Annotated in this window: 18 protein-coding genes; 4 read left to right on the top strand and 14 right to left on the bottom strand. The window is 65.8% G+C overall.

The window, feature by feature from the left end; all coding sequences use genetic code 11:
• Positions 1-49 precede the first annotated feature (49 nt).
• The 11 genes from LGM42_RS25255 to LGM42_RS25205 form a co-directional block, all read right to left on the bottom strand.
• Positions 50-991, bottom strand: coding sequence for an amino acid ABC transporter substrate-binding protein (locus LGM42_RS25255; protein WP_059577419.1), 942 nt, complete (start codon positions 989-991; stop codon positions 50-52).
• A 13-nt stretch (positions 992-1,004) separates the two neighbouring features.
• Entirely contained in the window at positions 1,005-2,312 is a 1,308-nt protein-coding gene (locus tag LGM42_RS25250; RefSeq protein WP_226233572.1) for a dicarboxylate/amino acid:cation symporter, read from the bottom strand.
• A 413-nt stretch (positions 2,313-2,725) separates the two neighbouring features.
• Positions 2,726-3,460: an ABC transporter substrate-binding protein gene (locus tag LGM42_RS25245; protein ID WP_226233570.1), complete on the bottom strand. Its 735-nt coding sequence runs from the start codon at positions 3,458-3,460 to the stop codon at positions 2,726-2,728.
• 267 nt (positions 3,461-3,727) lie between these two features.
• Positions 3,728-4,069 (bottom strand): hypothetical protein, encoded by a 342-nt coding sequence (locus LGM42_RS25240; RefSeq protein ID WP_059577425.1) that lies wholly within the window; start codon positions 4,067-4,069, stop codon positions 3,728-3,730.
• Positions 4,070-4,115: 46 nt separating this feature from the next.
• The gene (locus LGM42_RS25235) at positions 4,116-4,322 is read right to left on the bottom strand and encodes a hypothetical protein (RefSeq protein ID WP_059577428.1); all 207 of its coding nucleotides are present in this window, start codon (positions 4,320-4,322) and stop codon (positions 4,116-4,118) included.
• 9 nt (positions 4,323-4,331) lie between these two features.
• The gene (gene rpsU / locus LGM42_RS25230) at positions 4,332-4,544 is read right to left on the bottom strand and encodes a 30S ribosomal protein S21 (protein ID WP_060313938.1); all 213 of its coding nucleotides are present in this window, start codon (positions 4,542-4,544) and stop codon (positions 4,332-4,334) included.
• 33 nt (positions 4,545-4,577) lie between these two features.
• Positions 4,578-4,787, bottom strand: a complete 210-nt coding sequence (locus LGM42_RS25225; RefSeq protein WP_059577999.1) for a hypothetical protein — start codon at positions 4,785-4,787, stop codon at positions 4,578-4,580.
• Positions 4,788-4,835: 48 nt separating this feature from the next.
• Positions 4,836-5,120 carry a hypothetical protein gene (locus LGM42_RS25220; protein ID WP_226233568.1) on the bottom strand — a complete coding sequence of 95 codons (285 nt, stop codon included), beginning with the start codon at positions 5,118-5,120 and terminating at the stop codon, positions 4,836-4,838.
• Positions 5,121-5,389: 269 nt separating this feature from the next.
• A complete protein-coding gene (locus tag LGM42_RS25215; RefSeq protein WP_196485776.1) occupies positions 5,390-5,545 on the bottom strand; it encodes a hypothetical protein in 156 nt (51 codons plus the stop codon).
• 242 nt (positions 5,546-5,787) lie between these two features.
• On the bottom strand, positions 5,788-5,991 hold the full coding sequence (locus LGM42_RS25210; RefSeq protein WP_059577435.1) for a cold-shock protein: 204 nt from the start codon (positions 5,989-5,991) through the stop codon (positions 5,788-5,790).
• Between the two features lie 267 nt (positions 5,992-6,258).
• Positions 6,259-6,543 (bottom strand): hypothetical protein, encoded by a 285-nt coding sequence (locus LGM42_RS25205; RefSeq protein WP_059577438.1) that lies wholly within the window; start codon positions 6,541-6,543, stop codon positions 6,259-6,261.
• Positions 6,544-6,884: 341 nt separating this feature from the next.
• Between LGM42_RS25205 and LGM42_RS25200 the strand changes: the two genes are divergently transcribed.
• From LGM42_RS25200 to LGM42_RS25190, 3 genes are read left to right on the top strand one after another with little or no spacing between them, the layout of a single operon-like run.
• Complete coding sequence (locus tag LGM42_RS25200) at positions 6,885-7,847, top strand: chromate resistance protein ChrB domain-containing protein (RefSeq protein WP_226233603.1); 963 nt, start codon at positions 6,885-6,887, stop codon at positions 7,845-7,847.
• A gap of 19 nt (positions 7,848-7,866) precedes the next feature.
• Positions 7,867-9,039: a chromate transporter gene (locus LGM42_RS25195; RefSeq protein WP_226233566.1), complete on the top strand. Its 1,173-nt coding sequence runs from the start codon at positions 7,867-7,869 to the stop codon at positions 9,037-9,039.
• 14 nt (positions 9,040-9,053) lie between these two features.
• Complete coding sequence (locus LGM42_RS25190; protein ID WP_226233564.1) at positions 9,054-9,515, top strand: chromate resistance protein ChrB domain-containing protein; 462 nt, start codon at positions 9,054-9,056, stop codon at positions 9,513-9,515.
• Between the two features lie 319 nt (positions 9,516-9,834).
• Here LGM42_RS25190 and LGM42_RS25185 read toward each other — a convergent pair whose 3' ends face one another.
• From LGM42_RS25185 to LGM42_RS25175, 3 genes are all read right to left on the bottom strand, one after another.
• Entirely contained in the window at positions 9,835-10,989 is a 1,155-nt protein-coding gene (locus LGM42_RS25185) for a DUF4382 domain-containing protein (RefSeq protein WP_226233562.1), read from the bottom strand.
• Positions 10,990-11,237: 248 nt separating this feature from the next.
• Positions 11,238-12,134, bottom strand: a complete 897-nt coding sequence (locus tag LGM42_RS25180) for an oxidoreductase (RefSeq protein WP_226233560.1) — start codon at positions 12,132-12,134, stop codon at positions 11,238-11,240.
• Positions 12,135-12,139: 5 nt separating this feature from the next.
• Positions 12,140-13,351 (bottom strand): MFS transporter, encoded by a 1,212-nt coding sequence (locus LGM42_RS25175; protein ID WP_226233601.1) that lies wholly within the window; start codon positions 13,349-13,351, stop codon positions 12,140-12,142.
• A 138-nt stretch (positions 13,352-13,489) separates the two neighbouring features.
• Between LGM42_RS25175 and gcvA the strand changes: the two genes are divergently transcribed.
• Entirely contained in the window at positions 13,490-14,422 is a 933-nt protein-coding gene (gene gcvA, locus LGM42_RS25170; RefSeq protein ID WP_060313929.1) for a transcriptional regulator GcvA, read from the top strand.
• Position 14,423: the final 1 nt, after the last annotated feature.

Here is a 14,423-nt window from a genome sequence, read left to right as displayed (position 1 = left end):
TACCGGGGCCGCTTGCCCATGCGCCCATGCGATCGGCCTGCCGCCGCGCTCATTCGCCCTTGATGCCGATCGTCTCGATGATGGTTTCCAGTTGCGGGCTCATCGGCAGGTTGAGACTCAGGCCCGACGGAAGCGGGCGCAGGAACCAGCGCTTGTACTGGCGTGCGATCTCGCCGTCGGCGGCCAGTTCCACGAAGGTGTTCTTCACGACCTGCGCGAGCTGCGGATCGTCCTTGCGGAACATGATGCCGTACGGGTCGTACGACAGGTAATCGCCCACCACGTCGTACTGGCCGCCCTTGCCCGCATTCTCGGCAATCAGGCCGTACAGCAGCACGTCGTCCGTCGCGAACGCGTCGGCGCCGCCGTTCGCGACGAGCGCGAAGCCTTGCGCATGGTCCGGTACCACCTGCAGCTGGATCCCGAGCCTGAACCGCTGGTCCAGGTCGCGCAACGCTTTCTCGTTGGTCGTGCCGGCCGTCACCGCGACTTTCTTGCCCGCGAGATCGCGGAACGAGCGGATCGGCGCGCCGCGCTTCACCATCACCTTCGTGCCGGCCACGAAGATGATCGGCGAGAACGCCACGCGCTTCTGGCGCTCGAGGTTGCTCGTCGTGGAGCCGCATTCGAGATCGACCTGGCCGTTGACCACCGCGTCGATGCGGTTGTCCGACGTGACGGGCACCCAGCGGATCGTCAGGCTCTTGTTGACCGCATCCTCGATCGACGACACGAGCGCCTTGCACAGCTCGATCGAATAGCCGATCGGCTGGCGGCGCGCATTCAGGTACGAGAACGGTATCGACGCGTCGCGATAGCCGAGCGCGATCGTGCCGGTGCCGCGCACCTTCGCGAGCGTGCCGGTCAGTTGCGCCGGCGCGAACGGCTCGACGCGCGGCGGCGGGGAGGGCAGATCGTCCGCGCGCGCGGACGCGCTGGCGGCGAGCAGGCTCGCGAGCGCGAGCGCAAGCCGGAATCGCTGCATCTTCATCGGCGGGCCTCCGTCAGACTTCCGTCGGATGTGCGATCGTCGCTTCCTGTTCCGCTTCGATGCGCGCCGCGTTGGCCTCGGCTTCCGCCTCCGACATCAGTTGTCCTTCCCATTTCGCGACCACCGCGCTCGCGATCGAGTTGCCGACCGCGTTCGTGGCCGAGCGGCCCATGTCGAGGAACGTGTCGACGCCGAGGATCAGCAGCAGCCCGGCTTCCGGCAGTCCGAACTGGTGCAGCGTCGCGGCGATCACGACGAGCGACGCGCGCGGCACGCCGGCCATTCCCTTCGACGTGAGCATCAGCACGAGCAGCATCGTGATCTGCGTGCCGAGCGACAGATGGACGTTGTACGCCTGCGCGATGAACAGCGACGCGAACGTGCAGTACATCATCGAGCCGTCGAGGTTGAACGAATAGCCCATCGGCATCACGAAGCTCGAGATCTTGCGGCGCACACCGAAACGATCGAGCGCGTCGAGGATTTTCGGGTATGCGGCTTCGGAGCTCGCCGTCGCGAACGACAGCATGAACGCTTCCTTGATCAGCACCAGCAGCTTGAACACGCGCGGCCCGAGAAACAGCAACCCGGCGCAGACGAGCAACGCCCAGAGCAGGAACAGGCTCAGATAGAAATCGCCCATGAACACCGCGAACTTCAGCAGCACCGACAGCCCGTTCACCGCGACGGTCGCGGCCATCGCGGCCAATACGGCGAGCGGCGCGAGCTTCATCACGTAGCCGGTGATCTTCAGCATCACGTGCGACAGTTGATCGATCGCGGCCACGAGGATCTTGCCGCGTTCGCCGAGCGCGGCGAGCGCCACGCCGAAGAACATCGAGAACACGACGATCTGCAGGATTTCGTTGTTCGCCATCGCCTCGGCGATCGACTTCGGCACCATGTGGCCGACGAAATCCTTCAACGTGAACTTGGAGGTCGCGAGGTTCGCCGATGCGCCGATGTCCGGCAGCGGCAGGCCGAGGTTGTCGCCGGGCCGCAGCAGGTTCGCCATCAGCAGCCCGAGCAGCAGCGAGACCAGCGACGCGGTGATGAACCAGCCGAACGCTTTCGCGAACACGCGCCCGACCGACGCCGCGTCGCCCATGTGCGCGATGCCGACGACCAGCGTCGAGAACACGAGCGGCCCGATCACCATCTTGATCAGCCGCAGGAACACGTCGGACACGAGCGAGATGTAGCCGGCGATTTCGGTCGCGGCCCTTTTGTCGGGAAAGCTCGCGAAGACCATGTAGCCGATTGCGATGCCTGCCAGCATCGCGATCAGGATCCAGACGGCTGCAGCATTCTTTTTTCGCATCGAGAGCCTCCCATGCACCGGTTTCGCAATCGGGGATGGAAGGACGATACAGGACCAGAATGACGATGAACAGTGCAACCGGGTCCGGGTTTGCGCTAGCGCGGGGACGAGGCCGATCGGGCTCGACAATTGCGCCGGTGGTGCTTCGTGGCCGAAGCCGGCGCTGTCCGCAACGGGTTTGTGCGGAGCAGCACATTGCCCCATTCGGCGGTCGCGGGGTCGCGACGTCCGGCGCCGTTCCGCCATTTGCGAGTGTCCTGTGCCCGGCGATGCTGCGTTGCCGCGATTCCGCACGCGTCATGCGCGCGAGGACCGAGCCGGCGCGTGCTGAAATCGCATGCCCGAGCCGCGAGCCGGAAGATGCCGTCGATCAACGGATGGGCGCGTTCGGCGCGTCGCCGCGCGGCTGTCGATCAGCCAGCCGGCGCGACCGATGCGCCCGTGATGCCGTGCCGGCGCAGCGAATCGGCGACGAAGCCCGACGCCTTCATCTCCTCGACGAACGCGTTCAGCACCGCGGCCGCCGCGTCGCCGCGGCTCTTCGGCACGCCCATCGCCTGCCGGATCACCATGAAGCGCTCGTCGAGCAGGCGCAGGCCCGGCGTTTTCGCGGCGTCGGCTTCGAGCTGCTGCTTCACGCCGGCCGCCACTTCCAGCTTTTGCTCGACGAACGTCGACACGACCGCTTGCGACGTCGGCGCGCGCACGATCCGCGCGGCTTTCAGTTCGCGGGTGAGGAACAGGTCGTACGCGCTCCCGTTGCCGACGGCCACTCGGTTGTGCGGCTGGTCGACGTCCGCATGGGTGCGGATCGGCGACGCGTCGGGCACGAGATAGAAACCTTCGATCAGCACGTACGGCGCGGTGAACGCGACGGTTTCGCCGCGCAGCGGATCGATCGCGAAGAAGCCGAAATCGGCGCGCTCGTCGGTCAGCGCCTGCACCGATTTGCCGGCGGCGTCGAACACCACGAGTTCCAGATCGGCCGACAGGCGCTCGGCGAATGCACGGGCGAGGTCGACCGAGACGCCGAACGGTTCGCCCGTTGCCGGATCGCGGTTCGCGAGGATCGGGTTGCCGAGGTTGATCGATGCGCGGAGCTTGCCGGTGGGGGTGAAGGCGGAGACGACAGCAGGAGCGATGGGCATGAGCGGACTCGCGGGAGGCTTGGGGTCGGTCGGGTGACGGGTGCGCGACAGCGCGTCGATGCCGAGCTTATCATCGGGACGCCCGATGTAGCATGCCGCGGGCGTGGCCGCGTCGAAACGCCAAGCCGGCACGCGACTTTTTTAATCGGTCGCGCCCCGATATGTCGGCACGAACGCGAACCGCGTTCGCATGTCACTGACGCATCGACCCCTGCCTGTCGGTCGCCGTTGCCGGATTGCATGTCGCCCCGTCAACGGGGATCAAGGTCAGACATGCTCGCGAAGGTAACGGATGCACGCCATTCGCAGGCCCGCCCGATCCGTCGAGGCGTCCGGAGAAGCGGGCGCCGGCGCCGGTTCGGCATGCGCGAGCGGTTGCGCGAGTGCGGCGCTGTCGGCCGGGCCGGCCGATTTCGCGATCTGAAGCGAAGCGTGGCCTATCCACACTCGATCGCGCCACTCGCATTTCGCACGATGGATGACCAGCCACGCCTGCAGCGATTCGGCGAGCTGGAACGGCGAAAGCCACGCGCGCGTCTGCCTGCGGGTGACGAGTTGCATGACAACGAGGAAGTAGAGCAGATCGACGTACTGGGTCCGGCCGCGCATGGTCCTTTTTGTGGTTGTCGGTGCTGGCGAGTGCGCCGGTGTCGGATCACTGCCGAACGGCGAGCGCCTTCTCGATCGCGGCAATCAGCTTGAACGCATCGCTACGCCCGATCAGAAGCCCGCGGCTGGTGTACTCGCACCCGAATGCATAGAAGCTCGGCAGCAGTGTCACCATGTCGTTCTGCTGATCGAAGTCGACTTCGCATTTCGTCAGCGGGAAGAACGGAGGCGCCTCGGCCGGCATGTTGTACACGATGTCCTCCTAGTACATTTTTCGGGGCGGCAACATGCGCTTGGCCCGCAGGCGCTGCCTGGCAACGGCGCTGGCCTTCTTCCGCTTGCGCTCCGTCGTGGGCTTCTCGTAGCCGGTGCGGGCGCGCAATTCGCGAATCAGCCCGGTTTTCTCGATGTCGCGCCGGAATCGCCGCAGCGCGACATCGATCGGTTCGTTGAGCTTCAGCGTAATTGTCGTCATGTAGATCCTGTCGGAAAAGGCTGGAACGGAAAGCTAGCCGAGCCGCGTCATGACGGCGCTGGCTATCTCGTCGGATTCGAATTCCGAATATCCTGCTCCGATCGAGAGCGCACGTACCGCCATGAACATGTGCAGCTCGGGTTGGTGGCACATCGCTGAATCGGCGATTCTGGCGGGAACGACGGTGTCGATCCGGGTGACTTCATGCCGTTCGATCAAGCCGAGCAGTTCGTCGATGATCATTTCGTCCTCCAAAATACCGAAAAATTGTGTTGTGCCGACGAGCGCGCGTCAGCGCGCGCTGGAAAAGAAGCCCTGTTTGTCCCGATTGTCGTCGATGATGTTCTCGGCAAAGCGCACCGACGCACGACGTGCGTCGCCGGCATTGTCGAATGGGGAGATGTCGTGCAATCGGAAGGTCTGGCTCTGCGTCAGCGTATCGGTGGTGCCGCGCAGGCAAATCTTGACGGCCGCGTCGAACCCGGCGTCGTAGTTGTGCGGGCAGCCATGCGGCGCGGCCACGTGAGGGCAAATCAGCGGATAAATCTCGAATCCACGATAGACGTGCATGCTCATGACGAACTCCTGGCGTTCGGCCACGGCGAGTCGCATGGGCGAACACGTTCGGCCAGTATTCCCATTGCAGGGCGGGCCGGTGGGTGAAGGGGACAACGTTGCAGCGCGAAGGAGGGGCGATGCAGCAAGCGGGCGGGTGGAGGGGCGAACGTCGGAGGGCGGCCGATCGTTCGGATGAGCCCATCATACGCGCATCCTTCGTCGAACGTCCAACTTATTCCGGGTTGGCGCACGCATTTCGTCGAGGACGTCGCCCGGTTTCAGGCGGGTTATTGCGGAGCAGGCGGGCGTTTCTTCGCGCGCGATTTCGTGACCGCGGGCGGTTTGGGCGGCACCCAGTTCAATGCGGTGCCCAGCTTCGGCAAAGTGATGGCCTGGCTGGCACGCGCAGGCGCCTTGTTGCGGCGAGGCTGGTTTCGGGTCATGCGGGTTCTCCTGCTGCACCGCTTGCGCGGTTCGGTGAGCATGACGTGCGCCGCTTGCGCGCGTGCGGTCGGCCGTGCGGCGCGGCGAGTGAGGGTCGGGTGTCGGCATACGCACCGGCCGACGGCCGGATGCGAAGCGGGTGGCCGTGCCCGCGTCGAGTCGCGTTACCTGCGACGGAGGGCGCGGCACGTGAAGCGGCAGCGATGTGCCGCTTCACGAACAGGGGCTGACGGTTCAGCGATTACAGCGGGGTGATGTTCGCCGCCTGCAGGCCTTTGGGGCCCGTTTTCGTTTCGAAGCTGACCTTCTGGCCTTCCGCGAGGGTCTTGAAGCCATCGCCGCGGATCTCCGAGAAGTGGGCGAACAGATCGTCGCTGCCGTTGTCGGGGGTGATGAAGCCGAAGCCCTTGCTGTCGTTGAACCACTTGACGGTACCGGTATCCATGTTGGATCTCCTGAAAATGAACGAGCGCATATGCCTCGTAAGGACGAGGAAAAGGAATCAAGGAGGGAGAGGACAACGAATACCGCAGGCTGCGGTCGATGATGAGCAGCAATCGCGCTTCTTGAATACTTCCGCGGCCGACAGTACGCGTCGGCACGAAGCGTGTCAAGCGCTATCGGCAGGGGCGGAACGCGTGACGCCTGGGTCGCGATCGGTCCCTTGCCGGCATGCCCGTCGCCCGTGCGATACGCCGTCCCGGCGACGACGTCAGAGGGTCGTCAGCAAATGCAACTGACGTTCGGTCTCGTTTCCCGCGACCAACGAAAAGAATCCGGTCTCGCGACGCTCGACTATCGTGAGCCCCTCGCTGTCGGAGAAGACGTTCCAGGCGATGCCGTCGACATGGGCGATCGCTCCGCGCGTTCGCGCGAATGCCAGCAAGAGCCGACTCGCCTGGCGGCGAAGCACCTGACGATCCGCATTCAGCACATAAGGGGGGCAGCCCGCACGCAGGACAAGATAGTGAGGAATGACGCTGGGATCAATTTTCATGGGGCGGATTCATGTGCGGGCCTGCGTTTGCCGTTCAGTTGCAGTCTGCGCGGCGTCGGGGAAAAGCGTTCGATCGCTCGACGGCAGCCTGCCGTGGCGTGCTTTCAGTTTATGCGCAGAACCGCCCGATTCGCAGGATATCGTCACGATGTCCCGCGGCGTCGATCGCATATCGGGCCTGCATCGGGTTGCGCGGCCGGCGATGAGGCGGCCCGTGCGTGTTTGACGGTCGTTGTTTTCGCCTTCCTGTTCCACGCGTCGAGCATGGCTGCCTGCCGTCGAAATGGTGTAGCGATATCTACCGAATTGCAGTGTTCGTGACAGCCACCTATGCTGCCGTCATGAATGCCGTCCCGACTTCCTGGCTCCTGTTGATCGTCAGTCTGCCGACCTCCGGCGCGACTGCCCGCATGCGCATCTGGCGTACCGTCAAGGCGCTCGGCTGTGGTGCACCGCGGGACGGCGCCTATCTGCTGCCTGCGCATGCCGAGCAGGCGGCGCAGTTGCGTGAGCTCGCCGACGAGGCGCGCAACGGCGAGGGGCAGGCGTGGTTGCTGGATGTCCGGGCGGACGATCCTGCCGACGAAGACGCGTACCAGTCGCTGTTCGATCGCGCGGGCGATTACGCAGGCTGGCTCGCCGAGCTTTCGGCGGCCCGCAGCACGCTGCCCGATCTGGCGGTCGCCGAGCTCAACCGCCTGCAACGCCGCCATGCTCGCACGTACGAGGCGATTCGAAGCATCGATTTCTTTCCCGGCGAAACTTCGCTGCGCGCGCAGGCGCAATGGCGGGATTTCACCGCCGCGGTCGAAGCGTTGCGCTCGCCCGGCGAGCCGCATGCCGCCCAGCGCGGCATTCCGCGTCGCGACCGTGCGCAGTATCAGGGCAGGCTGTGGGCGACGCGCCGTCACCTGTGGGTCGATCGCGTCGCCAGCGCGTGGCTGATTCAGCGTTTCATCGATCCGCATGCACGCTTCGTGTGGCTGGACAATCTCGCCGATTGCCCGGCCGGCGCGCTCGGCTTCGACTTCGACGGCGCCGCGTTCACGCATGTGGGCGATCGCGTGTCGTTCGAGGTGCTGCTCGTCAGCTTCGGGCTGGGCGACCACGACGGACTCGCCCGGCTGGGCGCCATGGTGCATGCGCTGGATGTGGGCGGCGCCACCGTGCCGGAAGCCGGCGGATTCGAGGCCATTCTCGCCGGCGCCCGGAAGCGCGTCGCCGACGATGACGCATTGCTGACGGAGATCGGCGCCGTACTCGATTCGTTGTACGTGCATTTCCGCGGCAACCGCCAACCCTGACCATGCTGCTCGCGCCAACATGAATACACATCGCGACCGCCCGGCCTATACGCTGTGGCAACTGATCGGGTACTTCGCGCGGCTCGGCGCGACGGGGTTCGGCGGGCCGGTCGCGCTCGCCGGCTACATGCATCGGGATCTCGTGGATACGCGCCGATGGATCGCGGACGCGGACTACAAGGAAGGCCTGGCGCTCGCGCAACTCGCCCCCGGCCCGCTCGCCGCGCAACTGGCGATCTATCTCGGCTACGTGCATTACCGCATCGTCGGCGCCACGATGGTCGGGATCGCGTTCGTGCTGCCGTCGTTTCTGATGGTGGTGCTGCTCGGCTACGCGTACACGCGATTCGGCGGCCTGACGTGGATGCAGTCGGTGTTCTACGGCGTCGGCGCGGCGGTGATCGGCATCATCGCGATCAGCGCGCGCAAGCTGACCGCGAAAAGCATCGGCCGCGACACGCTGCTGTGGGCGATCTATCTCGCGCTGGTGGCCGTGACGGTGATCACCGAATCGGAAGTGGCGTGGCTGTTTCTCGCGGCGGGCGTGCTCGTCTGGTTCACGCGCGCGCCGCCCCGGTGGTTACGCCAGCGGCGCGTCGATGCGGTCGTGGCGTGGCCCGTTTCCGCCACGGGCGCCTGGCTCGGTATCGTCGACTGGCCGCAGCTCGTGCAACTGGCCGTCTTCTTCGCGAAGGCCGGCGCGTTCGTGTTCGGCTCGGGGCTCGCGATCGTGCCGTTCCTTTATGGGGGCGTGGTCACCGAGCACCATTGGCTCAGCGAGAAGCAGTTCGTCGACGCCGTGGCGGTCGCGATGATCACGCCGGGCCCGGTCGTCATCACGGTCGGCTTCATCGGCTATCTGGTGGCGGGGTTGCCCGGCGCGTGCATGGCGGCGGTCGGTACGTTCCTGCCGTGCTATCTGTTCACGGTATTGCCGGCCCCGTACTTCAAGAAATACGGCAGGCTGCCGGCGATCCTGGCGTTCGTCGACGGCGTGACGGCCGCGGCCGTCGGCGCGATCACGGGGTCGGTGATCGTGCTGGCCCGACGCTCGATCGTCGACGTGCCGACCGCATTGGTGGCGCTCGCGACGATCGTGCTGCTGGTCAGGTTCAAGAAGCTGTCGGAGCCGGTGGTCGTCGGTGGAGCCGCCGTGATGGGCCTGATCGTGTATCCGCTGTTGCATCACTGATCGTGGAGGCCGCCATGCAATGGATTACTCGCCAACGTCCGAAAATCGACCGGGTAGCGTGTCCCTGGCTCATTGCCCGTTTTATCGACGCGACGCCCGAATTTCTCTATGTTGCGCCGGGCGACGTGCTGCGCATCGCCGGCGAGACCGGCGCGATCCCGTACGACATTCCCGGCGTGGAATTGACGCACGTCGGCGAGCAATGCAGCTTCGACGCGTTTCTCGGCAAGTACGGCCTGACCGACGATCAGGCGTTGCGGCACATGGCCCGCATCATCCGCGGCGCGGATACGTCGCGGCTCGACCTGACGCCGCAGTCGAGCGGGCTTCATGCGATTTCGCTCGGACTGTCGGACATGTTTCCTGACGATCACGCGATGCTGGAACACGGTCTCGTCATGTACGACGCGCTGTATGCGTGGTGCAGGCATTGTCAGGCCGAAGGCCATGCGTGGCCGCCGAAGCTGGCGGAGTGACGCGGCGGGGAACGGGGATTCGCCGAGCCGTCGGGCATGGGCGCCGGCTCGCTCGCGCGATGGATGAAAAAAAGCCCGCGGCTGCCGCGGGCTTTACATCAACAGTTGCCTTTCTTGGCCTGTCCCGGCGGACAGAATCCATTCCCCGGCCCGCCTTGCGGCGCGACCACGACCGGTGCGCCAGGAACGTAGGCGACGCACCCGCCGAGCGCGCCCACCATGCTCGCCGCCGCGAGCAACGCGATCATCCCTTTTTTCACTTCGTTCTCCCGTTGGAAGGAAAGGGCCGTTCGGCCCTTTCGATGATGCCGTCAGCGCGTCAGAAACTGAAGTTGACGTTGGACTGACTGGTCGTTGCGTTGACGTTTGCCGATTGGGTCGCCCCCGATGCCGCGTCGGCCTCGATCGTGTATTGGCCTGCGGCGGCCGGCGCCGCGGCCAGCGCGACCGGCAGCGAACCCGAGTAGGTGCCGACGATCGGCGCGGCCGTGGGCACGGACAGCGAATAGGCGCCGGTGTCCATGTTCGCGTTGATCGACGTGATCTCGTACGCGTTCGCATCGATCGTCTGCAGCGCGCGCACGAAGGCGTTCGCGCTGGCCGTGACCGTACCGCTGACGGTGCTCATCGTCGACGCAGGCAGCGTGATCGGTGCGGTCGACGCCGACACCGCCGTGGTCGTGTTCACCACCACCGGCACCGAGCGGACGATACCCGACGCGAAGTTGTTCTTCACGATCACGACGTCGTAGTTGCCCTGCGTCGAGCTCTGGATCAGCGGCGACAGCACGAACTTCCCGGAACTGTCGGCCACGGTGCCGCGAACGACCTTGCCGCCCTGTTCGGCATAGACGGTCGAGCCGGCTTCGGCCGATGCGACGTAACCGGCGATCGCGCCGCTCACGACGGTCGGGACCGCGGTGACGACCGGCTTCAGCGCATACGAGCCGTTGCCGCGCTGGACGATCGACTTGCATGCATTGAAGTCGAGCACGAGATCGACGAGCGTGTTGGGCTGGACCGTGAACGGCTGGATGATCTTGTAGCCGCTTTGCGTTGCGCTCGGCGTGGCGAGCGCCTGTTCCGAGCCGCCGGTCGGGACGACCGAGTTCGCGAGGTTGTTGCCTTGATTCTGCGCGAGCACCAGCCGGACTTGCTGATACTGGCCGGCGGGCAGCGCGGTCTGGCCCAGATCGGCGAGCACGCCGTTGGTCAGCGACAGCAGGTCGATCTTCTGCGGCGTCGCGAGGGAAACGGTCGACCAGCCGGCATCGTTGTCGGAGGCATTCGCGTTCGCGTTGACCCGGACCTGCGAGACGGTGACGTACACATGGTCGAAGCCGCAGGAAGGCGCGTCCGTCATCGCGACGTGCAGCGTACCGGTTTGCGTGCCGCCGCCGTCGTCGCCGCCGCAACCAGCGAGTACGAACGGCACGAAGGCGGCGCATAGGGCGCTCTTGATGATGGTGTTCATATGTCACCCCCAGATGGGATCGTTATTGTGGGTGACGGAAGAATAGCCGGACGGCAACTCACTATCTGGGCATCTTTGAAACGAACGGTAACTTTTTGTTCGGCCGGTCAATTTTTACCGGAATTGACCTCGTATCGGCGCGCGCCGGGCGGGTGGCGACGGCGATTGATTCGTACGGAGCGGCAGCAAGCATCTTTTGTCAGACGTTAGCGCCGCCTTTGGCGCAGGGTATTTGTGGCGGTCCGGCATCAGCCCGGCCCGTCGCTCGCGGCCGCGAGCAGCGGCACGACCAGATCGCTGATCGGCGTCGGAATGCCGTGCGTTCGTCCGTATCGCTGCACGACGCCATTGCGGCAGTCCCATTCGAGCGGGCGGTTGCCCTGCCGGTCGGCCAGAATGGACGTTCCCAAATCGGGCGGAAAGCCGTGGAATCCATCGATGATCTCCTGCGGCACTTCATCGCCCAGCTTCGCGCCCTCCGCACGCGCGACCGCGAGACATTCCCGCAGGTAGGCGAGCGATAGTTCGGTGATGTCGCTTCGCGAGAACATGCCGGCGCGGCGACCGGTCAGCACCATGAGCCCCGCCACCGCGTTCTGCAAAAGCTTTCGCCACGCGAGCGAGACGAAATCGTCCGCCACCTCGGGCGAGCAGCGCGTGCCGCGCAACGCCGAGGCCACCACGTTGCCGGCCGGCGTATCGGGCAGGGTGAGCCGAGGCTTGCCGCGCAGCCACACCGACTCGCCCGATTCGCGTTGCGCGGGAAACCAGACGACCGACGGCACGACCGCGGCGCCGGCCGCATACGGTGCGAACGCGGCCTGTTGCTCGACGCCGTTTTGCAGCACGCAGACGACGGTATTCGCGTCGCATAGCGCGGAGACCCAGGGCGCCGCGCTCGCTATCTGCGTCGACTTGACCGCAATGAACACGAGATCGAACCGGCTCTCGATCGCTTGCGGATCGGTCAGCACGGGCCCGGGCACGACGATTTCGCCGCCGTCGAAGCGCAACTTCAATTGCGCGTGCGCCGAGCGGCCGCAGATCACCGGCGTGCGGCCGGCTTCATGAAGGGCCGCGGCGACGGTCGTTCCGATTGCGCCCGGACCGACGAGGGCGACGGTCGGGTAGTCAGGTTTCGTCATGGTGTTCATCCTGTCGAGTCGTCCGCCAGATGCGGGCGCAGCGCGAGGGCGAGCGGAAAAATCGCGAGGGCCGTCAACGCGGTCGCATAGGTGGCGCCGTGCACGCCGATCCAGTCGCCCAGGAGGCCGTAGAGCACGGGCGACAGCGCGCCCGACGCGATCGTCCCGGTATAGAAGATCGCGAACGCGCGCTCGGTGCGTTCGGGCGCGGACATCTCCGGCACGGTCCCGTACAGCACCGACGAAGTGCCGTTGAGCATCATACCCAGAATGGGCAGCAGCACCATGGTCGGCGCCAACGGGAGATACATCACCGCGATGATGCACGCCGCTGTCCCGCCCTCCGTGAGCAGCACCGTCCTGACCATGCCCATGCGCGCGCCGAGCCAGCCGCACATGAATTTGCCGGCCGCGCCGCCGATGAAAACGAGCGCAAGGGCCGTGCCCAGCAGTTGCGGCGAGACGCCCTTGGCCTTGAGCAGGAACGGCAGAAAGGTAAGCAGTCCCATGCGTACGGCCGTATCGAGCACGCCGATCGAAAACAGCGCGGAGAATCCGCTTCGCCCGGTGCCGCTGCGTTGAGCGGACGCCTGGCCTTTGACCGTCGTGTTCCCGGCGGTGCGTGGCACGGCCGGAAACCAGAGCGCGATGACGGCGGCCACGACACCGCCCAATCCGGCGACGATCCATAGCGCATGACGCCACGGCATCATCGTCACGAGCAGCGAAATGGCGGCCGGCAGCGCGGATTTCCCCAGATCGCCGGAAAAGTTGTAGATGCTCAGCGGGCCTCTCGCGTCGCGCCCATAGACGCGGGAGACGGCGCCCGACGCGATCGGATGCTGCGTGCTGGAGCCGCCGCCCGAAATCGCGAGCGCAACGCCCAAGCCGAGCAGGCCGCCCGACATGCCCGCGATCGCATAGCCGAGCGCGGCGAGCAGCGTGCCGATTGCGAGGGTCGAGCGGCTGCCCAGGCGTTGCGCGAGACGCCCGGCCGACAATTGCAGCGTCGCCATCGTGCCGGCATAGACGCCGCGCAGGATGGCGAGGGCCGCGAAGTCGAGCCCGAATTCCGACTGCCACACGGGAAGCAGCGCGTAGATCATGTCCGTATAGCCGTCGTGCATGGCATGCGCAACGCACGATAGCCACAGCACGCGCCGTCGGGGTGGCGCAGTCTCCTGCATCACGGGAGGGGAAAAAACCGGCAGGCGCATCGTCATTCGCTCCGTGCGAGCGGGGGATGGAAGCCGCCCGTGGCATCGCTTTCACGCTCGATGCGTCGATTTTATGGCCGACGCGACAGCCATTTCAATTGAGCTAAAATCGCGTCAATCGGGAGAAAAAGTCACGTCATGAACGAAAGCCGGGATGCCGCGAAGCCCCGGGGCGAGTTGCCCCCGCTCAATGCGCTGCGCGCCTTCGATGCGGTCGCGCGGCACGGCAGCTTCGCGGCTGCCGCGGCGGAACTGCATGTGACCCACTGGGCCGTGGGCAAGCAGATCAGGTTGCTGGAGGACTGGTTCGGGCTGCCGCTGTTCGACCGTCGTCCGCGCGGCGTCGTGCTGACCGACGAAGGGGCCGCGTTGCTGAACGACGTCAGCCACGCGTTCGAGCGCCTCGGTACCGCGGTGGGGCGGCTGCGCCACAACCCGTTGACGCACCGGATATCAGGCGTCGTGCGGGTGAATGTGCCGATGAGCTTCGCGCTTTGCTGGCTGCTGCCGCGGCTCGCCGATTTTCATTCGCGGTACCCCGACATCGACGTGAGGGTGTCGACGACGTCGCGCAAGCTGCGCTATGTCGCCGACGCATTCGATATCGGTGTCCGCTCCGGTCCCGAGCAGGGCGCGGGTGTCGTGTCGCGCTCGTTGATGCCTGATTTGCGCGTGCCGGCCTGCAATCCCGCCTTGCTGCGGCAGCATCCGATCCAGAGCGTGGCCGACCTGCGCCATCACGTCCTGCTGCATTCGGCCACGACACGCTCCGCGTGGTCGCACTGGTTGAAGGAAGCGGGCGCTTCCGATCTGCGAGCCGCGCGCCATGTCGAATTCGATCACGTGAATCTTCAGTTGGGCGCGGCCATCGAGGGGCTCGGCGTGGCGCTGGCCTCGCTGCCGCTGATCGGCCGCGATCTTGCCGAGGGGCGCCTCGTGTGTCCCATCGCGGCACCGGTATGGCGTGCCGACGACTACATGCTAGTGACGAACGCCGATCGCGCCGACGATGCCGCCGTGTCCGCGTTCGAGGAATGGATGGAACGCATGGCGAGTCAGGAGGGCGGCTAGG

The sequence above is a fragment of the Burkholderia sp. AU39826 genome (genome assembly GCF_020419965.1).
GTDB lineage: Bacteria > Pseudomonadota > Gammaproteobacteria > Burkholderiales > Burkholderiaceae > Burkholderia > Burkholderia semiarida.
Note: the sequence above shows the minus strand (reverse complement) of the source record. Positions and strands in the feature narration are given on the sequence as shown.

Coding starts and splice junctions, on each gene's coding strand:
- LGM42_RS25225 (WP_059577999.1), bottom strand. CDS start 4,787: ATGATCATCGACGAACTGCTCGGCTTGATCGAACGGCATGAAGTCACC.
- LGM42_RS25245 (WP_226233570.1), bottom strand. CDS start 3,460: ATGCCCATCGCTCCTGCTGTCGTCTCCGCCTTCACCCCCACCGGCAAG.
- LGM42_RS25210 (WP_059577435.1), bottom strand. CDS start 5,991: ATGGATACCGGTACCGTCAAGTGGTTCAACGACAGCAAGGGCTTCGGC.
- LGM42_RS25185 (WP_226233562.1), bottom strand. CDS start 10,989: ATGAACACCATCATCAAGAGCGCCCTATGCGCCGCCTTCGTGCCGTTC.
- LGM42_RS25215 (WP_196485776.1), bottom strand. CDS start 5,545: ATGACCCGAAACCAGCCTCGCCGCAACAAGGCGCCTGCGCGTGCCAGC.
- LGM42_RS25205 (WP_059577438.1), bottom strand. CDS start 6,543: ATGAAAATTGATCCCAGCGTCATTCCTCACTATCTTGTCCTGCGTGCG.
- LGM42_RS25255 (WP_059577419.1), bottom strand. CDS start 991: ATGAAGATGCAGCGATTCCGGCTTGCGCTCGCGCTCGCGAGCCTGCTC.
- LGM42_RS25250 (WP_226233572.1), bottom strand. CDS start 2,312: ATGCGAAAAAAGAATGCTGCAGCCGTCTGGATCCTGATCGCGATGCTG.
- LGM42_RS25190 (WP_226233564.1), top strand. CDS start 9,054: ATGCAATGGATTACTCGCCAACGTCCGAAAATCGACCGGGTAGCGTGT.
- LGM42_RS25180 (WP_226233560.1), bottom strand. CDS start 12,134: ATGACGAAACCTGACTACCCGACCGTCGCCCTCGTCGGTCCGGGCGCA.
- rpsU (WP_060313938.1), bottom strand. CDS start 4,544: ATGACGACAATTACGCTGAAGCTCAACGAACCGATCGATGTCGCGCTG.
- LGM42_RS25220 (WP_226233568.1), bottom strand. CDS start 5,120: ATGAGCATGCACGTCTATCGTGGATTCGAGATTTATCCGCTGATTTGC.
- LGM42_RS25240 (WP_059577425.1), bottom strand. CDS start 4,069: ATGCGCGGCCGGACCCAGTACGTCGATCTGCTCTACTTCCTCGTTGTC.
- LGM42_RS25175 (WP_226233601.1), bottom strand. CDS start 13,351: ATGCGCCTGCCGGTTTTTTCCCCTCCCGTGATGCAGGAGACTGCGCCA.
- gcvA (WP_060313929.1), top strand. CDS start 13,490: ATGAACGAAAGCCGGGATGCCGCGAAGCCCCGGGGCGAGTTGCCCCCG.
- LGM42_RS25195 (WP_226233566.1), top strand. CDS start 7,867: ATGAATACACATCGCGACCGCCCGGCCTATACGCTGTGGCAACTGATC.
- LGM42_RS25200 (WP_226233603.1), top strand. CDS start 6,885: ATGAATGCCGTCCCGACTTCCTGGCTCCTGTTGATCGTCAGTCTGCCG.